25 protein-coding genes and 1 riboswitch are annotated in these 24,338 nt (G+C 48.2%); of the genes, 17 read left to right on the forward strand and 8 right to left on the reverse strand.

Going from position 1 to position 24,338, the window contains the following annotated elements; all coding sequences use genetic code 11:
- Window positions 1-91: 91 nt before the first annotated feature.
- Complete coding sequence (locus tag TM_RS04015) at window positions 92-607, forward strand: hypothetical protein (RefSeq protein ID WP_004080901.1); 516 nt, start codon at window positions 92-94, stop codon at window positions 605-607.
- A 48-nt stretch (window positions 608-655) separates the two neighbouring features.
- Here the strand turns inward: TM_RS04015 and TM_RS04020 are convergent, their stop codons facing one another.
- Together TM_RS04020 and TM_RS04025 are read right to left on the reverse strand one after the other, a co-directional pair.
- On the reverse strand, window positions 656-1,435 hold the full coding sequence (locus TM_RS04020; RefSeq protein ID WP_244261697.1) for a family 1 encapsulin nanocompartment shell protein: 780 nt from the start codon (window positions 1,433-1,435) through the stop codon (window positions 656-658).
- Between the two features lie 14 nt (window positions 1,436-1,449).
- Entirely contained in the window at window positions 1,450-1,794 is a 345-nt protein-coding gene (locus tag TM_RS04025) for an encapsulin-associated ferritin-like protein (RefSeq protein ID WP_004080895.1), read from the reverse strand.
- Between the two features lie 102 nt (window positions 1,795-1,896).
- A riboswitch (TPP riboswitch) is annotated at window positions 1,897-2,006 on the forward strand.
- Between the two features lie 51 nt (window positions 2,007-2,057).
- Between TM_RS04025 and TM_RS04030 the strand changes: the two genes are divergently transcribed.
- From TM_RS04030 to TM_RS04065, 8 genes are read left to right on the forward strand one after another with little or no spacing between them, the layout of a single operon-like run.
- Window positions 2,058-2,804 carry a sulfide-dependent adenosine diphosphate thiazole synthase gene (locus tag TM_RS04030; protein WP_004080893.1) on the forward strand — a complete coding sequence of 249 codons (747 nt, stop codon included), beginning with the start codon at window positions 2,058-2,060 and terminating at the stop codon, window positions 2,802-2,804.
- Between the two features lie 4 nt (window positions 2,805-2,808).
- Window positions 2,809-4,083: a phosphomethylpyrimidine synthase ThiC gene (gene thiC / locus TM_RS04035; protein WP_004080892.1), complete on the forward strand. Its 1,275-nt coding sequence runs from the start codon at window positions 2,809-2,811 to the stop codon at window positions 4,081-4,083.
- On the forward strand, window positions 4,080-4,826 hold the full coding sequence (locus TM_RS04040) for a sugar phosphate isomerase/epimerase family protein (protein WP_004080890.1): 747 nt from the start codon (window positions 4,080-4,082) through the stop codon (window positions 4,824-4,826). The genes thiC and TM_RS04040 overlap by 4 nt, the downstream gene beginning before the upstream one ends.
- Window positions 4,826-6,022: a thiamine-phosphate synthase family protein gene (locus tag TM_RS04045; protein ID WP_004080887.1), complete on the forward strand. Its 1,197-nt coding sequence runs from the start codon at window positions 4,826-4,828 to the stop codon at window positions 6,020-6,022. The genes TM_RS04040 and TM_RS04045 overlap by 1 nt, the downstream gene beginning before the upstream one ends.
- 4 nt (window positions 6,023-6,026) lie before the next feature.
- The gene (gene queF / locus TM_RS04050) at window positions 6,027-6,440 is read left to right on the forward strand and encodes a preQ(1) synthase (protein WP_004080885.1); all 414 of its coding nucleotides are present in this window, start codon (window positions 6,027-6,029) and stop codon (window positions 6,438-6,440) included.
- Entirely contained in the window at window positions 6,424-7,062 is a 639-nt protein-coding gene (locus TM_RS04055; protein WP_004080883.1) for a queuosine precursor transporter, read from the forward strand. The genes queF and TM_RS04055 overlap by 17 nt, the downstream gene beginning before the upstream one ends.
- Before the next feature lie 5 nt (window positions 7,063-7,067).
- Window positions 7,068-7,820 (forward strand): ABC transporter ATP-binding protein, encoded by a 753-nt coding sequence (locus TM_RS04060; protein ID WP_004080881.1) that lies wholly within the window; start codon window positions 7,068-7,070, stop codon window positions 7,818-7,820.
- Between the two features lie 23 nt (window positions 7,821-7,843).
- Window positions 7,844-9,310, forward strand: a complete 1,467-nt coding sequence (locus TM_RS04065) for a hypothetical protein (RefSeq protein WP_004080878.1) — start codon at window positions 7,844-7,846, stop codon at window positions 9,308-9,310.
- Here TM_RS04065 and TM_RS04070 read toward each other — a convergent pair.
- Window positions 9,227-10,039 carry a carbohydrate kinase family protein gene (locus TM_RS04070; RefSeq protein WP_004080876.1) on the reverse strand — a complete coding sequence of 271 codons (813 nt, stop codon included), beginning with the start codon at window positions 10,037-10,039 and terminating at the stop codon, window positions 9,227-9,229. The two genes, TM_RS04065 and TM_RS04070, sit on opposite strands and share 84 nt — an antisense overlap.
- 49 nt (window positions 10,040-10,088) lie before the next feature.
- On the opposite strand from TM_RS04070, the gene TM_RS04075 reads away from it, so the two are divergent.
- Window positions 10,089-11,105, forward strand: coding sequence for a DUF1611 domain-containing protein (locus TM_RS04075; RefSeq protein ID WP_004080873.1), 1,017 nt, complete (start codon window positions 10,089-10,091; stop codon window positions 11,103-11,105).
- Window positions 11,099-11,782, forward strand: a complete 684-nt coding sequence (locus TM_RS04080) for a 2-phosphosulfolactate phosphatase family protein (protein WP_004080870.1) — start codon at window positions 11,099-11,101, stop codon at window positions 11,780-11,782. Before TM_RS04075 ends, TM_RS04080 begins: the two co-directional genes overlap by 7 nt.
- Here TM_RS04080 and fabD read toward each other — a convergent pair.
- The 5 genes from fabD to fabF are packed head-to-tail and all read right to left on the reverse strand — an operon-like array spanning window position 11,760 to window position 15,733.
- The gene (gene fabD, locus TM_RS04085) at window positions 11,760-12,641 is read right to left on the reverse strand and encodes an ACP S-malonyltransferase (RefSeq protein ID WP_004080868.1); all 882 of its coding nucleotides are present in this window, start codon (window positions 12,639-12,641) and stop codon (window positions 11,760-11,762) included. The genes TM_RS04080 and fabD overlap by 23 nt on opposite strands.
- Complete coding sequence (locus tag TM_RS04090) at window positions 12,638-13,147, reverse strand: biotin transporter BioY (RefSeq protein ID WP_004080866.1); 510 nt, start codon at window positions 13,145-13,147, stop codon at window positions 12,638-12,640. The genes fabD and TM_RS04090 overlap by 4 nt, the downstream gene beginning before the upstream one ends.
- Complete coding sequence (gene fabK, locus TM_RS04095; RefSeq protein WP_004080864.1) at window positions 13,144-14,088, reverse strand: enoyl-[acyl-carrier-protein] reductase FabK; 945 nt, start codon at window positions 14,086-14,088, stop codon at window positions 13,144-13,146. Before fabK ends, TM_RS04090 begins: the two co-directional genes overlap by 4 nt.
- Window positions 14,085-14,498 carry a 3-hydroxyacyl-ACP dehydratase FabZ gene (gene fabZ, locus TM_RS04100; protein ID WP_004080862.1) on the reverse strand — a complete coding sequence of 138 codons (414 nt, stop codon included), beginning with the start codon at window positions 14,496-14,498 and terminating at the stop codon, window positions 14,085-14,087. Before fabZ ends, fabK begins: the two co-directional genes overlap by 4 nt.
- The gene (gene fabF / locus TM_RS04105) at window positions 14,495-15,733 is read right to left on the reverse strand and encodes a beta-ketoacyl-ACP synthase II (protein WP_004080861.1); all 1,239 of its coding nucleotides are present in this window, start codon (window positions 15,731-15,733) and stop codon (window positions 14,495-14,497) included. The genes fabZ and fabF overlap by 4 nt, the downstream gene beginning before the upstream one ends.
- Before the next feature lie 141 nt (window positions 15,734-15,874).
- Here fabF and TM_RS04110 point away from each other — a divergent pair, with 141 nt between their 5' ends.
- The 6 genes from TM_RS04110 (at window position 15,875) to TM_RS04135 (ending at window position 24,331) form a co-directional block, all read left to right on the forward strand.
- On the forward strand, window positions 15,875-17,449 hold the full coding sequence (locus TM_RS04110) for a CTP synthase (RefSeq protein WP_004080860.1): 1,575 nt from the start codon (window positions 15,875-15,877) through the stop codon (window positions 17,447-17,449).
- Window positions 17,446-18,147 (forward strand): PHP domain-containing protein, encoded by a 702-nt coding sequence (locus TM_RS04115; RefSeq protein ID WP_004080859.1) that lies wholly within the window; start codon window positions 17,446-17,448, stop codon window positions 18,145-18,147. Before TM_RS04110 ends, TM_RS04115 begins: the two co-directional genes overlap by 4 nt.
- Window positions 18,148-18,151: 4 nt before the next feature.
- Window positions 18,152-19,075, forward strand: coding sequence for a glycosyltransferase family 4 protein (locus TM_RS04120; RefSeq protein WP_004080858.1), 924 nt, complete (start codon window positions 18,152-18,154; stop codon window positions 19,073-19,075).
- A 16-nt stretch (window positions 19,076-19,091) separates the two neighbouring features.
- Window positions 19,092-22,289 carry an O-antigen ligase family protein gene (locus tag TM_RS04125; RefSeq protein WP_004080857.1) on the forward strand — a complete coding sequence of 1,066 codons (3,198 nt, stop codon included), beginning with the start codon at window positions 19,092-19,094 and terminating at the stop codon, window positions 22,287-22,289.
- A gap of 161 nt (window positions 22,290-22,450) precedes the next feature.
- On the forward strand, window positions 22,451-23,098 hold the full coding sequence (locus tag TM_RS04130) for a peroxiredoxin (protein WP_004080855.1): 648 nt from the start codon (window positions 22,451-22,453) through the stop codon (window positions 23,096-23,098).
- Window positions 23,099-23,278: 180 nt separating this feature from the next.
- Entirely contained in the window at window positions 23,279-24,331 is a 1,053-nt protein-coding gene (locus tag TM_RS04135) for an ROK family transcriptional regulator (protein ID WP_004080854.1), read from the forward strand.
- Window positions 24,332-24,338: the final 7 nt, after the last annotated feature.

Below are 24,338 nucleotides of genomic sequence, written 5' to 3' on the forward strand. Positions count from 1 at the left end.
AAGGACCGGGGGTTTTCGTGTGAGCAGTGAGTCTGAAATCGAGGGGCCGGCCGAATGGTCGGCCCCTTTTGTTTTATAGGGAGGTGAGGAGATGAGGGTTGCTGCAGGAGCTCCTGTCCTTGCGTCGGGAAGGTTCAAGAGAGTGGGCTTGAAGAACGGATACACGCTTTTGGTGGATAGATCTGCTGTTCTTCCGGAAGAGCTTTCACTGAACGGATCTCCCCTCGAAAAGAACGGAGCGATCCTCGTGGATGCTCTCAAAGAGTCTGATTTTGCTCTGGAAAGAGATGGGAAGTTCTTCCTGAAGATATCACAGCCGATCGTGGTTCATTTCTTTGAAGGCATAAGTGTTAAGATCTTCCCTGAACTCACACCGTCTGTGTGCGTCACTGGAGTATTCACTGGAGAGAAAGGAATTCTCGTTCTTGGAAAAGAGGAAGCGATATGTGACAGGGTAATAGATTCGTTCGAAAATTCCGTGAGAAACTCCTATGACATTCCAAAGTTCTTGAGAGATGTCAGAGAAAATTCTGGAATATTGGGAATAGTTGCGATTGCGGGGAAAGTAGTGGGAACGTGGGCGAAGGGAAAACTGGACGTTCTTTGATCGAAAGGTCCGCCCCGAGGAGCGGACCAGATCAGAACTTTAGAAGAATCAAGGCCTCCGGGTTGACAACCTGGAAGTGAACGTCTCCGTTATGAAAAGCCTCACCGCGTCTTTTTCCCTGTCTTCGTACCCTATCGAGAGATCCTGTCCAAGGATCAATTTGAAATCCCCTCCACGCTCAGAAACGACGAGGGCATCCTCGATTCTCGGTGTGGTTATGATCTTGCCACCCCTGAGGCATTCTTCCACTCTCTTCTCGAGGGGGTAATGCCCTGCCTCTTCCTTCAGGAAGTTGATCCATCTGTCCGTGTTTATGACGAGTGTGTAAGGGCCCTCTATACCATCTTTTGAGAAGATCGAAAGAGCCCTCACTATGGCTTCGAGGAGGTCTTTCGGTGTGCTTCCACATTCGATTTTCCTCTCTTCGAAGGAAAGAAGGCCTTTAACACCCGATTTTTCACATCCTCTGAATATCACTTCGTCTTCAAATTCCGCAACCTTTCTCACCGTTTCTTCTAAGCTGGAAAGATCCACGTTCGGTTTTCCTCTCTCGAGGTTGTCGAGTTCCCACAGATCGAGAGTGAACGTTGCCCTCAGTTCGATGAGCGGCAGAGACTTCCTCAATCCCCACTTCACCACTTCGTTCTCGTCTGAAAGCACCTCAACTTCCCCGAGTGGATGGGCAGCGTACTCCCAGCCGTAGGGACCTTCCACATCGACGAATTTCCTTCCGTAGAGCTGTGTTTTGAAGATCTCTCTTGCTCTGTTGTCTATCTCCTGCCACTGTTTTTCTGTCAGAGGAGCAAAGGATCTTTTCAGAAATTCCATGTTCACCACCCCTTTCAGAGCTTCCTTATGCCGAGGTCTCCACCCGTGTTTTCTGATCCACCGGACGTTTCTTCTTCGATTTCTGTGATCGGCTTGTCCGTGAACAGGTAAGTTCTGAGTGCCTCATCCCAGCCGGGCATGTTCCTTCTCAGCCACTCAAGTAGCATTGCTGCGTGCTCCATCTCCTCGTCTCTGTTGTGTTCGAGTATTTTTCTCACGGTTTCGTCTTTCGTGGTGACAACCCTCTGATGGTACCAGGCGACCGCCTCTATCTCTTCTTTCAGGCTGTTCAGAGCTCTCACGAAGTCTCTGTCCTTCCCCGTGAGTTCGGAAACTGGTTCGTGGTACTGATCTGCCATTTCCTTTCACCTCCGTTGAACGCTTTCTAAAATGAAACCTCCATTTAAATTGTATCACACAAAAATCCTTTAAAATTGAGGTTGAAAAAATGAATATCGAAAACCTTCCCCAGGGGGAGCTCCTATTCCGGGGCTGAGAGGAGGACGGAAGTCCTCGACCCCAAGAACCTGATCCGGGTAATGCCGGCGGAGGGATCGGGGAAGGAGGAAATAAAAAACCTCCGCTCGGCGGAGGTTTTTATTTTTACTAAGGAGGTGTGTCTATGAGAGATGTGTTGATCTCCAGACTCATCGTTGAGAGGTATTTTGAAAAACTCAGAAATAGTCTGGAGCTGGATGTTGCGATCGTGGGAGCGGGACCGAGCGGTCTCACGGCAGCGTACGAGCTGGCAAAGAATGGTTTCAGAGTGGCCGTGTTCGAAGAGAGAAACACCCCGGGAGGCGGTATCTGGGGTGGAGGAATGATGTTCAACGAGATCGTGCTGGAGAAAGAACTCGAGAACTTTCTGAAGGAGGTAGAAATCGAATACGAAGTGAAAGAAGACCACATAGTGGTGGATTCCGTGCATTTCGCTTCGGGACTTCTCTACAGAGCAACGAAGGCAGGAGCCATTGTCTTCAACAACGTTTCGGTTGAAGATGTGGCAGTCCAGAACGGTAGGGTCTGTGGAGTGGTGGTGAACTGGGGTCCAACGGTGAGACTCGGGTTGCACGTCGATCCCATAACAGTGAAGGCTTCGTTCGTTGTGGATGGCACCGGTCACCCCGCGAACGTGGTTTCACTTCTTGCAAAGAGAGGTCTCGTAGAGATGAAAACAGAATTTCCTATGGACGCCGATGAAGCGGAAAAATTCGTGGTAGATAACACCGGTGAGATCTTCCCGGGGCTTCTCGTCTCAGGGATGGCGGTCTGCGCTGTTCACGGCGGACCGAGGATGGGTCCCATCTTCGGTGGAATGATTCTGTCCGGTCAGAAAGTGGCGAGAATCGTGAGTGAAAGGTTGAGGTGATATCATGACCCAGATGGAAATGGCCAGAAAGGGTGTTGTTTCCGACGAGATGAAAAAGGTGGCGGAGTACGAGGGAGTGGATGTCGAGATCGTCAGGCAAAAACTTGCGGAAGGCAGAGCGGTTCTTCCAAAGAACAAACTCCACAGGATAGAAAGGCCAATGATCGTTGGAGAAGGTTTCAGTGTGAAGGTGAACGCGAACATAGGAACCTCCCAGGGATTTTCTTCGCTCGAAGAGGAAAAGGAAAAGGCAAGAGTGGCGATAGAATACGGTGCTGACTCCCTCATGGTCCTCTCCACGTGGGGGGACCTGAGGGAGATCAGAAGGGCCATCGTGGAGATGTCGCCCGTTCCAGTTGGTTCGGTGCCCATATACGATTCCGCCGTGAGGAGTTACCAGATGAAAAAGAACGTGGTGGATTTTTCGGAGAAGGACTTCTTCGATATGGTCATAGCACACGCGGAAGATGGCATAGACTTTATGACGATCCACGTCGGTGTGACGAGAAGGGTGCTTGATAGGATAAAAAGTTCAAGGCGGGTTTTGAAGATCGTGAGTAGAGGCGGAGCGATCATCGCGGGATGGATGATAAAGAACAACAAGGAAAATCCGTTCTACGAACACTTCGATGAACTCTTGGACATCGCAAAAGACTACGATATCACTCTGAGTCTTGGCGACGGCATGAGACCCGGAGCTGTGGTGGACGCGAGCGACGCCCAGCAGTTCGAAGAGCTATTCGTGATGGGAGAACTCGTGGAGAGAGCGAGGGAAAAAGGGGTCCAGGTGATGCTGGAAGGGCCGGGGCACGTTCCTCTGAACGAGGTGGAGATGAACGTGAGGCTCATGAAAAAGATCGGAAAAGGAGCCCCCATCTTCCTTCTGGGACCTCTTCCAACGGACAGAGCCATGGGCTACGATCACATAGCCTGCGCGATAGGTGGTGCGCTGGCTGGCTACTACGGAGCCGATTTCCTCTGTTATGTGACTCCTTCAGAGCACATCTCGCTTCCGGATGTTGAAGACGTGAGAGAAGGTGTGATAGCCTCTAAGATAGCGGCTATTGTCGCGGATGTGGCGCGCGGAAACAAAAAAGCCTGGGAGCTTGAGAAAAAGATGGCCCTCGCAAGAAAGAACTTCGACTGGGAGACGATGTTCAGCCTTTCGCTGGGAAAGGACGTTGCGAAGAAGAAATACGAGGAAAGACCGTACCCCGACAAAGGCTGTTCTATGTGTGGACCATTCTGTGCGATAAAGATAGCGGAGGAGTTCTCTTGAGAAAAGGTGTATCCACGAGCATCATAAGAAGCAATCCCGATCTGCTTGAAGCACTCCCGAAAGCAGAACTTTACGAACTGGGTTTTTTCAAGGCGGAAGACCTCGAGAAGGTCCTCCGCTTTTTTCACGACAAAAATTTTGGAATCCACGCTCCTTTCATCTACAGGTACAGATACCACCATCCGAATCCGACCTCTCTGAACGAGGAAGAAAGAGAGGACACCTTTTCTGTGAACAAAAAATGCGCTGAGCTTGCCAGGAAGATCGGCGCAGAATACATGATAATTCACTTCCCAAATGCCCTTCAGAAAGAAAACTGGCTTTCTGTTTACAGAGAGGTGGAGAGAGAATTCTCCGAGCTTGCGGGTGTCATCAGCGTTCGAGTGGAGAACGTTTATGGAAACGATCATTTCCACTCCGCTGAAGATTACAGGACCTTTCTTGAAAACACAGGTTGTAAGATGTGCGTTGACATCGGCCATCTTCTTCTAGACGCTGAGGTTTACGGTTTTTCTCCCATCGAATTCATAGAAAAACTCTCTGATTTTGTAGAAGAATTTCACATTTACTACGCGGATTTCGAAACCTACAAAAAATGCCATCACGCTCCCTGGGGTGAATCGAAAGAGTTTCTTGAAGTGCTGGAGTTCATAAAGGATTTCGACGCGGATTTCGTTCTGGAGCCGACACCGGAATGTGAAGAAGGTCTGGAAAAACTCTTCGAATACTGGAGGGATCTCTAATGGTTCTTGTAGTTGCGGGTTTCGATCCTTCGGGAGGTGCGGGGATAATTCAAGATGTGAAGGTTCTCTCGGCTCTCGGTGTGAAAACTCATGCGGTGATCTCAGCTCTGACCGTGCAGAACGAAAACCGGGTGTTTTCAGTGAACTTCAGAGACTGGGAAGAAATGAGAAAAGAAATAGAAGTCCTGACACCTCCGCGGGTGATAAAGGTAGGACTCTCTGCACCGGAGACGGTGAAAAGACTGAGGGAAATGTTCCCGGATTCAGCGATCGTCTGGAACGTGGTACTCGAATCGTCCTCGGGTTTCGGGTTTCAGGATCCGGAGGAAGTGAAGAAATTCGTGGAATACGCTGACTACGTGATCTTGAACAGTGAAGAAGCGAAAAAACTCGGCGAATACAATAACTTCATCGTCACTGGCGGGCACGAAAAAGGCAACACGGTGAAAGTGAAATATAGAGATTTCGTTTTTGAAATTCCCAGAGTTCCTGGAGAGTTCCATGGAACAGGTTGTGCCTTTTCCAGTGCCGTTTCGGGATTTTTAGCGATGAGCTATCCGGTGGAAGAGGCCATCAGATCCGCCATGGAACTTTTGAAAAAAATTCTTGAAAGATCCTCAGGTGTGGTGGAGACGGAAAAACTCCTTCGGGACTGGTACAGGTACGACACTCTGAACACACTCGATGAGATTCTTCCAGAGTTCCTCGAGATCGGCCATCTCACGGTGCCGGAGGTGGGGCAGAACGTTTCCTACGCTCTCCCGTGGGCGAAGAACGAATTCGAGGTGGGAAAGTTCCCCGGAAGGATAAGACTCAAAGAAGGAAAAGCGGTGGCGGTGTCCTGTGCTTCTTTCAAAGACAGATCTCACACGGCACGTATGGCTGTCACGATGATGAGGTATCATCCTCATATGAGGTGTGTGGTGAACGTTCGCTACGAAAGAGAGTACGTTGAAAGGGCAAAGAAAAGAGGGTTGAAGGTTTTCCACTACGATCGGTCGAAAGAGCCGAAGGAGGTTCAGGAGAAAGAGGGGCAGTCCATGGTGTGGATGATCGAACAGGCGATAGCGGAGTTGAAATCACCTCCAGATGTGATATATGATGAAGGTTGGTGGGGAAAAGAAGCGATGATAAGGGTGTTCGGAAGAAATCCAAAAGAGGTTCTTGAAAAAATAAAACTCATGGTAAGGGAGTGATCCTATGCCGAAGGCAGAGGGAAGGATCTTCGACTTCAAAGGGCACGATGCGATAAGGACAGACTTTCTCGAAGCGATCGATTTCGATGGAAAAGACGAGTACATAAAGATAGAGACCGACGAGTTCTCCGCAGTCTGTCCCTTCTCCGGTCTTCCAGACATCGGGAGAGTGATCATAGAGTATTACCCGGACGGTGGAAAGATCGTCGAACTCAAATCTTTGAAGTACTACTTCGTCAGCTTCAGAAACGTTGGTATATACCAGGAAGAAGCAACGAAGAGAATCTACGAAGATTTGAAGAATCTTCTCAAAACCGACCGAATCAGGGTCACGGTGATCTACAACATAAGGGGTGGCATAAAGACAACCACTCAGATGGGTTCACTGGAGGGGAAAAAGAGTGGAGAAGTCGAATGAAAAGCTCATTCTCCTGACGGGAATATTCGTCTCTGCTTTGACCATATCCAACGTGATCGCAGGAAAACTGGTGAACATAGGGCCTTTCCTTGTCCCGGTGGCGGTTTTGTGTTACCCTATCACGTTCGCCGTAACGGATATCGTATCGGAAGTCTATGGGAAAAGAACAGCCCAGAAGATGGTCTGGACGGGATTCTTCACGTCTCTGATCTTGGTGATCTACTCCCAGATTGCGGTTTTCTATCCTCCCGCTTCCATCTTTGCAAACAACGAAGCCTTCGTGAAGGTTTTTGGATCAACTCCGAGGATCGTGCTCGCGAGTATTCTGGCTTACATCCTTTCACAAACTCACGACGTCTGGGCCTTCCACTTCTGGAAGAAGATCACCAGAGGATCACACCTGTGGCTCAGAAACAACCTGTCCACGATGGTCTCCCAGTTCATAGACACGCTCACCTTCATCACCGTGGCGTTCGCTGGAACGATTCCGGGGAACGTGCTTGTTCAGATGATCTTTTCCCAGTATGTGGTGAAGCTGATCATGGCACTGATCGACACACCTTTCGTGTATCTTGGGGTGAAACTGGTCAGCGGCCAGTGGACAGTGAAAGAAGGGAGCTGATTTCTTTGATAGTTGCAAGGGGGCTAACCAGGAAGTTCGGGGATTTCACCGCGGTCGATCACATCGATCTTTCGGTGAGGCCGGGGGAGATATACGGCTTTTTGGGACCGAACGGTGCGGGGAAAACCACCACAATAAAGATGCTCACCGGAGTTTTGAAACCAACGGAAGGAGAAGTGGAAATCCTCGGCATGAAAATGAGCACCCACGAGATCGAGATAAAGAAGAGTATCGGTGTGATACCAGACGAGCCAAAGATCTATTCGCATCTGACGGGGAAGGAGTTTCTGGATTTCATCATCGAGATTTACGATCTGAAAGAAGAAGAGATCGATAAGAGGATAGCGGAGCTCTGCGAGGCCTTCAAAGTGGATTATCTCGGAAAAAGGGTCGGTGAGATGTCCCACGGTATGAAACAGAAGCTCATGCTGGTCAGCGTTTTCATGAGAAAGCCGAAGGTGATATTTCTCGATGAACCGACGGTAGGGCTCGATGCGAAGAGTGCAAGGATATTGAAACTCCTTTTGAGAAAGTACGCTGACGAGGGAGCCGCAATATTTCTCACCACCCACATATTGGAGATCGCAGAAAAGATGTGCGATAGGATAGGCATTATAAACAAGGGCAGACTGATAGCGGAAGGTACCATGGAAGAGCTCAGAAAGCTCGCCGGTCAGAAAGAAGCCAGTCTGGAGGATCTGTTCCTCCAGCTCACCGCGGAGGGAGAAGAGATAGAAGAGATCATAAAGGAGCTGTGAAATTAAATCTGGAGGTGGTACACATGTCTGCTTCCTCCCAATCCTCTGAAGGGGATGGGTCTCCGCAGACAATTTCTATGAGAAAACTTTCTGTTTTGCTCAGATACGCTCCGGCTCGTGGGAGGAAAGGGTTGTACTCTGTTCTCATCTCTGTTTTGATGACGGGTTTTCTGTTCTACTCACTCATGGGGAACAATTTCAAAGCGATACTCGAAGAGTTCGGAGAAGAAGCTTTCTCTGCTTCACTTTCTTTTTCGACCACCATGTTTTCTGTGATGTTTCTTCTCGGTGTGTCTTTTTATCTTTCCAATTCGCTCGTTCTGGAGGGAGAGATCGAGTTTCTGCTCACCCTTCCCGTTGAAAGGAGCACGATAGTGATCTATCAGCTGTTGATATCCCTCTTCTATCAGTCCTTCATTCTCATAATGATGGTTCTTAATTTCTTCATGTATTCTCTTTTGATGAACAACTGGATGCCCTTCGTCACCGGAGTGTTTCACACCGTTTTTCTGCTCCTCGGGGGAGCCATTCTTTCAGTTCTGTTTGGAAGGCTCTTGAGAACCTCGCTGTCACGGAAGCTTTACTCGCTGATTCAACTTCTTGCCGTGTTCCTGTTTCTGATACTCGTCAACCTTCCTGATTTCTCCGTATCTTTTGGAAGATGGTTCATCTCAAACTGGAACGTTTTCGCGTACGCTGTTTTTTCAAGAGAAAATCCGATCTTTCTTCTCTATGAAATTCTGATATGTCTTGGAACTTTCCTCGTCTTTCGGGTGATTTCCACAACTGTCATGTTCGAACCTGTCCTGCGTAAAGAAAGAATGCCCGTTGAAAAACCCACGCGGTTTCCGGGTAAGGGGTTTTTCAAGAAGGATCTCATCACGCTCCTCCGGGAAGAAAGATCGCTCTACCTTCTTTTGTACCCAATCGGTTTTGGTGTTCTCATGACGTTCGTTGGAAGTCCCGATTTTGGGTTGATCTTTGCAATCGGGATCGCAGCGCTCTACAATGCGACGATGAGCGCTATGCTGTGGAGAAAGGAAATGGAAGTGTGGCCTCTCCCAAAGGTTTTACCCGTCAAGACGAGTGAAGTGATGATTTCGAAGATACTCGTTTCATCTCTGCTGAACTCGGCTGTCGTTTCTGCTTTTGTCATCTTTCTGGCAATTTATCAGAAGCAGGTGTTCTACATTTTCTTCGCACCGGCGGGTTTGAGTCTGTTTCTTTTCATCTCGGCTCTTGGGCTACTTCTTTCTAAGTGGGAAAAAACTGGAAGCCTCACGAATCCGGCGAAGGTCTTTTCTGGTCCTGAAATACTCCTTCTGCAGCTTGTGGCCATAGGGGTTGTCGGTGTGCTCGGATACGCTCTTTCAACGGGTTCTCACCTGATGTTCTTCTCGATCCTGTTAGCCACCGTGGTGGGAAGCGTCTTTGGATTCATCTGGGCATTCAAGCGTATCGTCTTTCGTGCTGAGCGGCTCGAGGAATGAGATCCTCTCAAAGGGGGTCACATTTTCTTTTTGACCGAGAATCTGAGAGCACTTCACGGCTTCTTCGAGAATTTCTTTCTTTGACTTTCCAAGGGGAAGATGGTGCACGAAGACGATGTCGAACAGATCTCCCAGTCCGATCGAGTGAGGATAGGAAATGCCGTTTCCTGGAACGTACACTTCTCCCCATCTTGCCCCTTTCGAACCCATCTTCACAACGTCGCACTTTCTGAAAGAACACTCGCGCTCGTTTCCTATCACGAGAGCGTTCAAATCGCTGGTGTCGAATCTTGCACCTGGTCCCACGTCCAGAATCACGTTTTTGGTGTTTTCACAGATCTTTCTTATCGTTTTTTCTGGAATCTCTCCAGTCACGAAAACAAGGTCGTATTCGCTCAAAGAGGGCAGTTTCATCTCTTTTCTGTTCACACCTGGATCGACGGCGAGGGGCTTGTCGTTGTGGGCGATGAAGATTCCAGTTTTTCCACCCTGAATAGTGGACATATGTGAGGTGTCAAAACTTGCTTTTTCCAAGAGTTCTACTATTTGTTTTCCCCTCCAGTCATCCCCAATGTTCGAGTAGAAGTCAACGGTGTGACCCAAAAGGAACAGGCCATAGGCCACGTTGAGGCCGGATCCTCCCGGTGATTCCCTTATGGTCGAAGAGTGTGGATTTTCACCGAAGATGAAGATATCCCAGAAAGTACCACCCACAACGGCTATCTTCAAAGCGGAAACCTCCCATGGTAGAATCTTTTAAAAAACGGAGGGAAAGAGAATGGATCTCTGGAAATTATACCAGCCCGGCACACCAGCGGCGATCGTGGCGTGGGGACAGCTGGGAACAGCTCATGCCAAAACCACCTATGGACTTCTAAGGCACAGCAGACTCTTCAAACCCGTTTGTGTAGTCGCGGAACACGAAGGGAAGATGGCGAGTGACTTTGTGAAGCCCGTTCGATACGACGTGCCCGTGGTCTCCTCTGTTGAAAAGGCGAAAGAAATGGGAGCTGAGGTTCTGATAATTGGAGTGTCGAATCCTGGTGGATATCTGGAAGAGCAGATAGCGACACTCGTAAAAAAGGCACTCTCACTCGGTATGGATGTCATTTCTGGTCTTCATTTCAAAATCTCACAGCAAACAGAATTTCTGAAGATTGCCCATGAAAACGGTACGAGAATAATAGACATTCGCATTCCACCTCTCGAGCTCGACGTTCTCAGGGGAGGTATATACCGAAAGAAGATAAAAGTCGTCGGTGTATTCGGAACCGACTGCGTGGTAGGTAAAAGAACCACCGCTGTTCAGCTCTGGGAAAGAGCTCTGGAGAAGGGGATCAAAGCGGGTTTTCTCGCAACAGGACAGACAGGGATCCTCATAGGAGCGGATGCGGGGTACGTGATCGACGCTGTTCCCGCGGATTTCGTTTCCGGTGTGGTGGAAAAAGCTGTTCTGAAACTCGAAAAAACGGGAAAAGAGATCGTCTTCGTGGAGGGACAAGGAGCCCTGAGACATCCCGCTTACGGCCAGGTCACCCTCGGCCTTCTGTACGGTTCCAATCCTGACGTGGTTTTCCTGGTTCACGATCCGAGCAGAGACCATTTTGAATCTTTCCCGGAAATTCCAAAAAAACCGGATTTTGAAGAGGAAAGAAGGTTGATAGAGACTCTCTCTAACGCGAAGGTGATAGGTGGGGTGTCTCTCAACGGAGGCTTCGAAACGGATCTTCCCGTTTACGATCCGTTCAACACAGATGACCTCGACGAGATGCTGGAGAGGGCAATGGTATGGTAGACGTTGTAATGGCACCATGCTCACCTGTGGAGTGTAGAACGGCGGTTGTGATAGATGTTCTGAGGGCAACTAGCACCATTGTGACCGCTCTTTCGAACGGTGCTTCTGGTGTGATACCCGTGAAAACCATCGAAGAGGCTCTGGAGAAGAAAAAAGAAGGTGTTCTGATCTGCGGAGAGAGGAACGCACAAAAACCGAAAGGATTCAACCTTGGAAATTCCCCTCTGGAATACAGGAAGGAAAAGATATCAGGAAAAACCATCGTTCTCACGACCACAAACGGCACTCAGGTGATAGAGAAAATCAGAAGTGAAGAGATAATAGCGGCTTCTTTTTTGAATTTGTCAGCGGTCGTTGAGTATTTGAAAAGCAAAGAAGACATACTGCTCGTGTGTGCTGGAACGAACGGCAGATTCTCCCTGGAAGATTTTCTGCTCGCTGGCGCGATAGTGAAGAGGCTAAAGCGAAACGATCTTGGGGACGGCGCTCACGCGGCGGAGAGGTATTTTGAGTCCGTGGAAAACACAAGGGAGGAGATCAAAAAACACTCCTCCCACGCAAAAAGGCTGATTTCTCTTGGATTCGAAAACGATATCGAATTCTGCACGACTGAGGATCTTTTCAAAACAGTACCTGCCCTCGTGAACGGTGTGTTCATTCTGAAAGAATTTCCGTGAAGTGCTTTGCGTTCGCTCCCATTCTTCTACACAGGTTTTTCAAAACGGTCTTTGGACCAACTTCAACGAACTCGGTTACTCCCATTTTTTTCATGGTGTCAACCGACTGTTTCCACAGAACCGGCCCTGTAATCTGTTCGATTATGTTCCTCTTTATCTCTTCAGGATTTTCCGTTGGTTTTGCTGTCGAGTTCATAACGATGGGCCATCTCGGCTTTTTGAAGTCCACCTTCTCCACTTCTTCCTTCATTTTCTCCCTGGCGTACTCCAGAAACGGTGTGTGAAACGGGCTTGAAACCATGAGTTCCACGACACGGCGAGCTCCTTTCTCTTTGAGAATCTCCATTGCCTTTTCCACCGATTCCTTCAACCCACTGATCACAACCTGATCGTGGGAATTGTAGTTCGCTATGTAAACCCCTTCGATAGAGTTCACCACTTCTTCTATGGTTTCAATGTTGAGCCCTATGACAGCGGCCATCGTGCCTTTCCCCGGTTCCAGTGCCTTCGACATGTACTCTCCCCTTTTTCTCACAAGATAAAGCCCCGTCTCGAAATCGTAGACTCCTGCCACTGCCAGGGCGGTGTACTCTCCGAGGCTGTGTCCTGCCACAACATCGGGCAGGATACCTCTCTTCTCCAGCTCGAGAAAAGCGATGTAACTCGTTATGTAGATCGAAGGCTGGGCGTTCTCTGTGAGTTTCAATGTTTCTTCGTCACCGTTCATGATCTCCGTGATATCAAAGCCCAGTACCTTTTTCGATCTTTCGAATATTTCTTTCGAAGACTCGTAAACGGAAAAATCCTTCGCCATTCCAGAGTACTGCGATCCCTGTCCGGGAAAGACAAACGCTCTCACCGTTCCACCTCCAGTTTCTTGAGCCTCAGCGCTATCAGAGCAGCAACGACCAGTTTTATCAGATCGAACCAGACGAAGGGAACGAATCCCACGGAAATTGCCTTCCTGATATCGTGAACGTAGAAGTTCAATACAAAGACACCGAGCGCATAGATGATGCCGAGTCCTGCTACCCCGGAAGCGAGATACCAGGCGAAACTTTCCTTCTTTTCAGCCAGAAGGCCGATCACGAACGCTCCGAGGATGAATCCGAAGAGGTACCCACCAGTTGGTCCCACAAGGACCTGCGCACCACCCTTGAAATTCGCAAAGACGGGAAGTCCCATGGCTCCAAGCAGAACGTACGTTGCAACTGCAAGAGTTCCGTATTTCTTTCCCAGAACGTACGCTGAAAGAAAGACAAAGAACACCTGAAGGGTAAAGGGAACAGGCCCCAGAGGGATCGAGATCCATGCCCCCACCACGATGAGAGCTGTGAAAATCCCTGCCTTTATGAGCTGCCTCACTCTTCGATGTACCCCCTCAGCTTCTCCACCGTTTCTTTGAACTCCTTCAGGATATCCTCTATGATCTGCTTCACCGGTTTTATCTCATCGATCAAGCCGGCGCTCTGTCCCACCATGAAGGATCCTCTCTCCAGATCGCCTTCAACGACCGCTCTTCTGAGACTTCCCACCAGCATTTCTTCAGCCTGCATGGGGTTTTCAAACTCCATCTCCTGGATCTTCCTTGCAAAGGGAGTTCTGAGAACGCGCGCGGGGTGTCCAAGTTTGGCTCCCGTCACAACGGTGTCTCTTATGGAAGCCTTGACGATCTTTTCTTTGTAAACCGGGTGCACGTCGCTTTCCACACTCGCCACAAACCTGGTTCCCATCTGAACGGCTTCCGCTCCGAGTGCGAAGGCGGCTGCCATACCTCTTCCGTCGGCGATGCCTCCCGCTGCGATCACGGGGATGTTCACACTCCTGGAGACTTTGTTGACGAGAACGAAGGTTGTGACTTCACCTATGTGTCCACCGGACTCCATCCCTTCCGCTATCACCGCATCCGCTCCCGCTCTTTCCACCATCCTTGCCAGAGAGTCGGAGGCGACAACGGGTATCACCTTTGTTCCGTTTTCCTTGAGTTCCCTTATGTACTTCGTTGGGTTTCCCGCACCGAACGTGACGACGGGTACTTTCTCTTCTATGCACACCTTGACGAGATCGTCCGCCCACGGAGAGACAAGGATTATGTTTACACCGAAGGGTTTGTCCGTCTTCTGTCTGAGTTCGGAGATCGCTTTTCTCAGGTCGTCCGGCTTCATGGCTCCGGATCCGATGATTCCAAGTCCTCCCGCCTCCGATACCGCTGCTGCGAGGGTGGGAGTTCCCGCCCAGGCCATTCCACCCATGAGGATTGGATGCTCTATTTCCAGAAGATCTGTCACTCTTGTTCTCACGGTCATTTCTTTTTCACCCCCAGCAAAAGCCTGGCTTTCGCCACGATTTTGTCATCGACCTTTGCAACTCCTTCCACCTGAACCGTGCCGAGTTTTTCACCGAGCTTTCTCACTTCGTAGATCAGCCTGTCACCCGGACGTACCTCCTTCTTGAAACGCGCTTCGTCTATTCCGAGAAACAGAGGAATTCCTTCCACACTCTTCAAAAGGAGAATTCCAGCGGTCTGAGCAAGGCCCTCTACGATGAGAACACCCGGGTATATCGGATACTCCGGGAAATGTCCCTGGAAGACGGGATCAGAAATGCTGATGTTTTTGAAGGCGACGATCCTGTCTTCTGATTCTTCTATCACACCGTCAACTAGGAGAAATGGATACCTGTGCGGAAGGATCGACTTCACGTAATCTATGTTCATGATTCATACCTCCCCACCACGATGGACACGTTGTGCCCGCCGAAACCAAAGGAGTTCTTTATGAAGTTTTTGATCTCCATCTGAACGGGTTCTTTACCGACAAGGCCGGTTCCTTTCGCTTCGTCGATCGGATTGTCAAGGTTCGGCATGCCGTGGACGAAAGAGTTCTGCATCTGAAGGATGGCAAGAACGAGTTCGGAAGCACCGGCGGCACCAAGGAGATGTCCTATAAGGGCTTTCGAAGAGTTTATGGCGACGTTCTTTACGTGTTCTCCAAGGACTTTCTTTATCGCTTTGAGTTCCGCTTCATCACCTGCTGGTGTGCTTGTGGCGTGACAGCTCACGTAGTCGATGTCTTCGACAGCCAGACTGGATTCTTTCAGGGCGAGTTTCATGGCTTCTGCTGCCCCTCTGCCCTCTGGATCTGGAGCACTGAAGTGGTACGCGTCGTCCGTCATACCCACTCCCTTGATCTCCGCGAGAATTTTCGCTCCTCTCGATTTTGCCACTTCCTCGGCTTCGAGTATGAGAACCGCACCGCCTTCACCCATCACAAAGCCGTCTCTGTCTTTATCGAACGGACGAGAAGCACGCTTTGGATCGTCGTTCCTCCTTGAGAGTGCTCTCATGTTGGCAAACCCGGTGATGGGAAGTGGAGCAATCGTTGCCTCGGTTCCCCCGACGACTGCCACATCCGCGTATCCGTGTCTTATGAGGAGAGCACCGAGAGCTACCGCGTGGAGGGATGAAGCACAGGCGCTTACAGAAGAGAAGTTCGGTCCTTTCAGTCCGTATTCCATTGCAACGACACCGGAAGCCATATCGATGAGGATCATCGGAATCAGGAACGGACTGACTCTGCTTGGACCCTGACTCAGGAATTTGTTGTTCTCGCTGTCGAGCGTCAGAAATCCTCCCATGCCGGATCCTATGATGGTGGCTGTCCTGTCGGCGTACGGTTCGAAGTTTATACCGGCGTCTTCCACAGCTTCTTTCGCGCTGACCAGAGCGAAGTGAACGAAACGGTCTGTTCTCCTGACCAGTTTCGGATTTATGTACTCCTCCGGTTTGAAATCTCTCACCTCTGCGGCGATCTGGACGGGAAGGTTAGAAGCATCAAAAGAAGATATTCGATCTATCGTTACTTTAGTTTCTCTAAGTCCTTCTAAATTTCTCTCTTTTCCAACACCAAAGGGACTCACGATACCCATACCCGTGATAACTACCCGCTTCAAAATACCACCTCCTGACAAAAAAATCTGGCATGATTATACCATAATCTCACATTGGGTTACAATCCCGATGTTCTCTCATGTTAAGGAAATGAGAAATTTACTCTCCAGGTGATAACATATTGAGGAGAAGGAGGGAATAGGATGAAGAAATACGTGATCGTGACGGGAGGAGTCCTCAGCGGTATTGGGAAGGGAATATTCTCGGCTTCCTTAGCGAGGTTGATGAAAGAACACGGTGTCGATGTGAACGTGTTGAAAATCGATCCTTATCTCAACGTGGACGCTGGTACCATGAATCCCAACCAGCACGGAGAAGTCTTCGTCACCGAGGATGGCTACGAGGCGGATCTGGACCTCGGTCACTACGAGAGATTCCTTGGAAGAGACATGACGAGGCAGAACAACATGACAGCGGGGCAGGTGTACCTTCGTGTCATAGAGAAGGAAAGACAGGGAAAATACCTTGGGAACACCGTCCAGATCGTACCGCATCTCACTGAGGAGATAAAAGACAGAATAAGGGCGCTCGAGGCGGAACTCCTCGTGGTCGAGATAGGAGGTACCGTTGGAGACATCGAAGGGGAAGTCTTTCTGGAGGCTGTGAGAGAACTCCAGATGGAAGAAGGAAAGGAAAACTTCCTTTTCGCTCACGTCACGTACGTTCCTTACCTTCGGACGACCAACGAGTTCAAGACGAAACCCACTCAACAATCCGTTCAGCTTTTGAGAAGGATAGGAATCACACCGGATATGGTCATCGTGAGGAGCGAGTTTCCCCTCGATGTCCCCAGTATGAACAAGGTGGCTCTTTTCTCCGGTGTTCCACGCGATTTTGTGATAAACCTGCCCGATACGAAGAACGTGTATGAAGTTCCAGAAATACTGAGAGATATGGGTTTGCACGAGAAGATTGCTTCCAAGTTGAACGTTGAGCTGAAAAAATCCACGTTCAACTGGTCCTATCCCAAAGCTTTCAAACCCTACAGGATAGCGCTCGTTGGAAAATATCTTGGAACGGACGACGCGTACAAAAGCATCATAGAGTCGGTCTTTTTGACAGGAATAGAAAAGCCCACCGTGGTGGACAGTCAGATGCTCGAAGACATGAACGACGAAGAAGTAAAGAAAGTGCTCGACGAATACGATGCCCTCATCATACCCGGTGGATTCGGAAGAAGAGGTGTAGAAGGCAAGATAAAAGCCATAAAGTACGCACGTGAGAACAAGAAGCCCATACTTGGAATATGTCTCGGTATGCAGCTCATGGTCATAGAGTTCGCACGCAACGTGTTCGGCTACAAAGAGGCCAATTCCACCGAGTTCGATCCGAACACACCTTATCCTGTTGTGGATCTCATGGAGGAGCAGAAGAGAATATTGAAGCTCGGTGGTACGATGAGGCTTGGAGCTCAAAAGGTGAAAATTTTTCCAAAAACGAAACTCTACGAAGTTTACGGTGGAGTTGAGGAAGTCTACGAAAGGCACAGGCACAGATACGAAGCCAACGAAGAAGCGTTTCCGGAGCTGTTCAAAAAACCTGGAGAAGAAGGGTACAAGCTCGTCGTGTCCGCGAAATCCGACTTCATAGAGGCCGTTGAGCTTGAAGATCATCCTTTCTTTGTTGGTGTTCAGTTTCATCCCGAGTACAAGAGCAAAGTGGGAGCACCGCACCCGATTTTTGTCTATTTGAGAAAAGTCCTGGAGGGATCACAATGATAGACATGCACCTTCACTCCACGTTCTCCTACGATGGAAAGGCGGAAATAGACGACATAATCTCTCAGGTGCAGAAGCTCGGTATCGAACATTTCTGTATCACGGATCACTACGAATACGAAAACGGGGAACTCGTTCACGATTTCAACGTTGAAGAGTACTTTCTCACCATGGAGAAATACGATCTTCCGAAGGGAGCGGAGATCAGCTGGGATGGTGTGGGAGAGGCGGTTTTTCCCGATGGTTTCGACTACCTTCTTCTTGGGATACATCGGTACGATGAGAACCTTCCACCGGATGAGCTCGCAAGAGACTATCTGGAGCGAACGCTCTTTGTGATGGAAAGGGTGAAATTCCACACACTTGCACACCTGGACTATCCGGCAAGATACGCGAAGGCAGATTTCAAAGCGAACAGAGATTTGATAGAAAAGATTCTGGTGTTCCTCGTGAAAAACGAAAAGGCCCTTGAAATCAACACTGCTGGTCTCTTCAAGCACGGGAAACCCAATCCGGACTACTGGATAGTGGAGATGTATTACGATCTCGGTGGGAGAGTCGTGACGATTGGTTCGGACGCACACGAATCGCAACATATAGGTCGAGGAATAGAAGAAGTCATGAGAGAACTCAAAAAGTTTAATTTCGAGTACCTCGCTGTCGATGGGAAGAAACTCGTTACCGTGAAACTGAGGTGAAGGAATGGCTTTTCTTTTGAGTTTTCTTTTGAGTCTGTTCGGTGTCTGGTTCTTCGGAAGAGTTGCGAAAAGACTGAACATCGTGGACAGGCCGGATGGTGTTCTGAAGCCCCACGGGAGAGAAACACCTTACCTGGGTGGGCTGGGAATATTTGTGGGGGTCCTTCCGTTCTTGTGGAACGACACGGTGGTTCTCCTTTCGGCATCGATCGCTCTTGCTCTGGGATTGATGGATGATCTGTTCTCTCTTTCTCCTTTTTTAAGGTTGATCGCAGAATTTGGCATTTCGCTTCTGCTCGTGTGGAGATTCATCGGCCTCGACAATTTACTGGTTTCCACTTTCTGGTTGTTCTTTGTTGTCGTTCTCATAAATTCCGTGAACATGATGGACGGTATGGATGGGCTCTGTGGAAGTCTTGTGGCTCTGTCGGCGCTCTCCTATTTCTTTCTGGTTAGAGGCGTGTTCTTCGAAAACCTCTCTCTCTCCCTTCTCGGTGCATCTCTTGGCTATCTTGTTTTCAATTTTCCACCCGCGAGGATCTTCATGGGCGATGCGGGAAGTTATCTGATGGCTGTTTTGCTATCCGCGATCGTTCTTTCCCAGAATCGATTTGCCTCTTTCGATACATTCCTCACGATGATTTTTCCTCTCTGGATCTTCTTTTTGGATTTTCTGGCGAGTGTTCTGAGGAGGTACAGGAACAAAAAATCGATCTTCAGAGGAGACAGGAATCACATGTACGACAAGCTCTCTCGAAGATTCGGGGTGAAAAGAGCTCTCTTCATCATGATAGCAACGCACGCTGTGTTCTGTGGGTTCAGCTTTGGAGCTCTGGGAAATATCGTGATGAGTGTGGTGACGTTTGTTTTAGCCGTTGTGTTTTCTTTTGTTCTCATCAAAGGCCTCGGGCTTCTTCATTACGATTGAGCGGGAGGGAAAACTTATGGAGATTCTGTTTTACGTCATGTACGTCGTAGTTGCCCTTTTCTCGTCCAGGAAACTCACGTACGAGTTCAGCGTTCCAAAGTACGCTCTGATCACGGTGTTTCTGAGTGTCATGTTCTCCATGGTCCTGATGAAGATTCTCAGGAAGGAAAAACTGGAAATCAGATTCAACATGGCCCACGTGGCTTTTTTTGCCTTCGCTATCTCGGCTCTTTTATCCACGATAAATGTCTATCGCGATAATCCTGTCTATTTCAGATATTCTTTTGACATAGCGATCTACGTTCTTCTCATGTTCTTCACATCGATCTTCATCTCGAACTTCTTCGTCACAAAAGAAAGAATAAAAAGATTTCTCACGGTCAGTGTGGCTCTTGCGGGATTCATAGCTTTCGACGCGCTTTTGAACTTCTACGGCGGTGTCGATGTTTTTCTTGGAAGTGTGGGGAGTCCCTTTTCGAGGGCAACCGTGAAGGCGACCATAGGAAACGTGAACTTCGTCTCGAACTTTCTCTCCCTGAACCTTCCGCTCGCTATCTATCTCATAGCGTCAGCCGATTTCAAAAGAAAAGAAGCGTCTGTGATCAAAGTGATAGCCTCAGTTTCTGCGCTTCTCATGGTTTCGGGAATACTGGTGTCTCAGACGAGATCGCTGTACGTTGCGAACATCATCTCCCTCTGTATTTTCGTAGCGTTCTACATGATCTTCAGAAAAAAGAAGGTTTCGGAAGAGACAGACAGAGAAGTTCTGAACATGAGTAAAACTCTCATGACTTTCGTTCTGATCGCTTCGATCGTCCTCGTTGTTCTCTACAATCTTCCCACTCCTCTGAACGGTTACGGAATGGTATCTCCCGCAGGAAGAATTCAGGCGGTTGCCGAGGTGAGTTCCTGGCACGAGAGGCTTCTGTCCTGGTTCTCATCGATATACCAGTGGAGAACACACAAGATTCTCGGTACCGGAATCGGAACGTATCAGATTCTCACGATAAACTACATGGGAGATGTTATAGAAGACCACCCGATTCTGATGTACGGCTGGAACAACTTCAAGAGAACGCACAACGATTACCTTCAGGTTCTTGGAGAAATGGGAATTGTCGGATTTGCTTCTGTTGTTTTTCTCGCTCTGTCACTTGGGATACTGTTCTTCAAAATAATTCGAAGAATCGCAGTGCGGGACGATCTTTTGCTCTTTCTGGCGCTTGCCAGTTCTTTCATCACGTTCATGATGCACAGCGCGTTCAGCTTTCCGGCGCATCTACTTCCAAACGGTTTTCTTGTGATGACCGTCGCTTCCATAGCGGTTGGTGGGTACTTCTACGGCGGAAAGAAAGCGGAGATTCAACGAAAGAAGGCCGTTGTGTTTGGAACGATCGTTCTTCTAGTTGGTGTCGTTTCCGCTTACTTGAAATGGAACTACTTCATTTCTGAAGTTTATTTCAAATGGGGAAATTCTGCCTATCTTTCTATAAGGAAAGTGGAAGAAGACATGGCCAAACTGGACAACTACGAACAGCAGGTAAAGACGGCCATGGAAGAGCTGAGCTCTCTGAGTGGACGGTACAGTTACCTGAAACCCGACGAATTCAAGAAGTTTGTCGAAAGTCAGAACCTTCCTGTGAAGCCTTCTAACCTGGAGATAGAAAGACTGAGGCTCGAGACCATTCAAAAAGAAAGCCAGAAATTGCAAAACGCTCTTCAGCAGATAGCATCTTATAGGAATCAACTCACGAATCAAAAGATAGAACTCTACAGGAAAGCGAAAGAGTACTTCTTGAAATCCGTTCAAGTGAACAAAGCATATGGAAGATCTTATTTCTACCTTGCATCGCTTGCAACAAGCGAGTACCGAATCGACGAATTGAAAGCGAAGCTGAAGACAAAAGAGGATTACAATGCGTTTTTTGAACAGAACTTTGATGAGTATCAAAAGGTGATCTTTCCGGATGTGAAGAAGACTGATCTGACGTTTCTTGAGAACGCGAGTCTTTCCACGATCAACGATCTGGGAGAGGACAATCTCATCACCGCTCAGGTCCTCCTCGATTCCGTTTCTCTGTACCTTTCCTCTCTGAAGTCCTTCAACGAGAGAAACACATACAGAGGCCTTGCAACAAGGTATGTAGGGCTTCATCAGATCATGAAGATTTTGTTCTCGAAAGCCCAGGACGATCTGACACAGAAAGCCTTCGCTGAGTTGGCATCAAAGTATTTCGATAGTTTCACGAATTACGCGAAGCTCACGGTGAAGATTCTTCCGGGTGCGTGGAACAGATTTCCCGACTGGAAACACTACGATCTCAGGAAAGCGGTTGCGGGGCAGGATATCTACAGATATTTCGCTACGAAAGCTGCGGAAGCTCAACCACTCACCGTTCAGAAGAACAGAGAGTTTCTATTCCACCTTGCTAAAAGAGAAATCTGGGCAGTTGAAAGCATGAACAAAGCGGGTGTCTGGGGAGTTCCAGATGGTGTTCTCGATTTTCTGCATGCGATGCCTTTCGAATACGTCTCTTCAAACAATCGTCAGGAGGCCTTGTTCGCATCCGAAGACGTCCTGAAGATTTACAATGAGAGCTACAGAAACGCAAAAGAATCCATATCGATGTACGAAAGTAGAGCAGAAAAGACATTTGAAAGCGTTCTGGAGGAACTGAAGGAATACCTCGAAAGTAATCTGGGAAAAGAGTACGCGAATCAATTCGAAAAACTCTTCAAGGATCTTTTTGAAAGCTTCAAGAATCTGAACTGGCTGTCCATCAACGTTCAGGAAATGAACAAATTCATATCAGAGAAGAACTACACGTACAAGTTGAATCCGTGGGCAGAACTTCTCGTAGAAAGGATGAAAAACTTCGAAAACTATATGAAGCAAAGAAATGTTGAAGCTTCCAGAATCAGCGAAGTGCTTTCCAGGATCTACAACGACCTGTACGAACTCAGAGATGTTCTTGTTTTCGAAAGATACATAAGATTCCTCGAACACTACAGACTCATTCTGAACGATGCAAGGAACTTCTTGAGAACTCTGGAAAAAGTCTACAGCGTGGCTTCTGATGAGGAGTGGAAGATGATACTGGAAGACTGGAGTGTGAACCTCTGGAACGATGAAAAGTTCGAAACGAAAGAGCAGGTGTTGGAACGATTGAAGAAATCAGAAGAATTTCTGAAAACGATAGAAGAGGGCTTGTAGAGACGGGGAGAGATTCTCCCCGTTTTTTGTTCTCTATGTGTAATTTTTTAGTGATTCAAATTTGATACAGAACAGAAAAATTCACGAAACACAATACGTGTATTATTGAGAATGGATATCAAATTAGAATCATTTTAAAAATTTACGAGGAGGTGTTTTGTATGGAAGGAAGAATTCCTCTCATAGGTGAAGAGTTCCCAAGAGTGGAAGTAAAGACCACTCATGGAAAAAAGGTTCTTCCGGACGACTTCAGGGGAAAGTGGTTCGTTCTCTTCAGCCATCCGGCTGATTTCACTCCGGTGTGTACCACCGAGTTCGTTGCGTTTCAGAAGAGGTACGATGAGTTCAGAAAACTCAACACGGAACTCATAGGTCTCAGCATCGACCAGGTGTTTTCACACATCAAGTGGATCGAGTGGATCAAAGAAAAACTAGGAGTCGAAATCGAATTTCCTGTCATAGCAGATGACTTAGGAGAAGTTTCCAGAAGGCTCGGATTGATTCATCCCAACAAGGGAACAAACACGGTGAGAGCCGTTTTCATAGTCGATCCGAACGGAATCATAAGGGCCATCGTCTACTACCCGCAGGAAGTTGGAAGAAACATCGATGAAATTCTCAGAGCGGTGAAAGCCCTTCAAACGTCCGATGAAAAAGGAGTTGCCATTCCTGCCAACTGGCCAAGCAACGAGCTCATAAACGATTCTGTGATCGTTCCTCCGGCAAGCAGTGTGGAAGAAGCAAGAAAAAGACTGGAATCGAAAGATTTCGAGTGCTACGACTGGTGGTTCTGTTACAAAAAGGTATAACAGAAAATAAAAACAAGAAAGCGGGTGGCTCCTTCTGGAGCCACCTTTTCGTTTTTCCCTCCTTAAATTCTTCCATCAGTTAACGAAATGAAACTGTAACTTGACAAAGTGTGACCTATTGGTTGACAATAATTTATGAAGTTGTTTGCGGCATGCAACTAACTGATGGGAGGGACCCTTTTGAACATTTCACCCACTCAACACAAGATTCTCAAACTTCTCATAGAAAACGAAAAGATATCGATGAGAGAAATCAGTGAAAAGCTTTCTGTGAACATGTCCACCGTGTCCAGGAATTTTCGCTCGTTGTTGGAATCGGGTTTTGCTCTGAAGGTCGAAGAAGCATCTCCTGGTTCCTCGGGAGGTAGAAAAACCGCTCTTTATACGGCAAACCCGAATAAGTTCTTCATCCTGGGGATTGGTGTTGAGCAGAACAGGTTGATCGGTGTGGTGATCGATGCGAAGGGAAACGAGGTTGAAAAAAGTGAGATACACAGAAGTTTTCGTGGAGATGAGATCGTAAACGCTCTTGTTGATTGTGTTGAACCTTTTAAAGAAAAGTATCCAAACACAGTGGGAATTTCCATCGGTATGCCTGGAATCATAAAAGAAAACAAGGTGATCTTTTCTTCGGCCCTCGGTATTGAAGATCTCGATCTTGGAAGAATTCTCTCCAAGGAATTTGGAACAGAGATTTTCGTTCTTAACGACGCAAACGCGGCAGTTGTGGGATACGGTTTTCAGAAGAAAAATGTGGTTTATTTTCTGATCTCTGTTCCTTACTATCTGAACCAGCCGGTGGGTGTTGGAGCGGGACTCTGGCTGGAAGGGAGCCTGTACCAGGGTTCCAACGGTGCTGCGGGTGAATTCGAAATCGACATCCTGCCGTCCATTCTGTCTGGACCAGCCACACTCGATGAAGTAGATTTGAAAAACCTGTCTTCCGATTCGTTCTTGAAACTTCTTTCGAAGCTTTCGGAGGTTGCCTCTTTCGTTAGCTATCTTCTAGATCCCGAAACCGTGATTTTTGGTGGGGACATAACGTTGTTTTCCCCGGAATTTCACAGCGGTCTGGCAAAGAACGTTCGGGATCACCTCGAAAAAAGACACATCTCTGACGTTGAGGTTCTCTTCGATGAAAGAGGGCTCTGGACGGTCGCCTTCGGTGCAGCAAAAGCCTTCTGGAAAAGGATTCTAGAAGACTACGAGTTCGCCGGCAAGATTCTGAAATGAAGGAGTG

Origin of the sequence: Thermotoga maritima MSB8 (assembly GCF_000008545.1) — a bacterium.
Taxonomy (GTDB): Bacteria; Thermotogota; Thermotogae; order Thermotogales; family Thermotogaceae; genus Thermotoga; species Thermotoga maritima.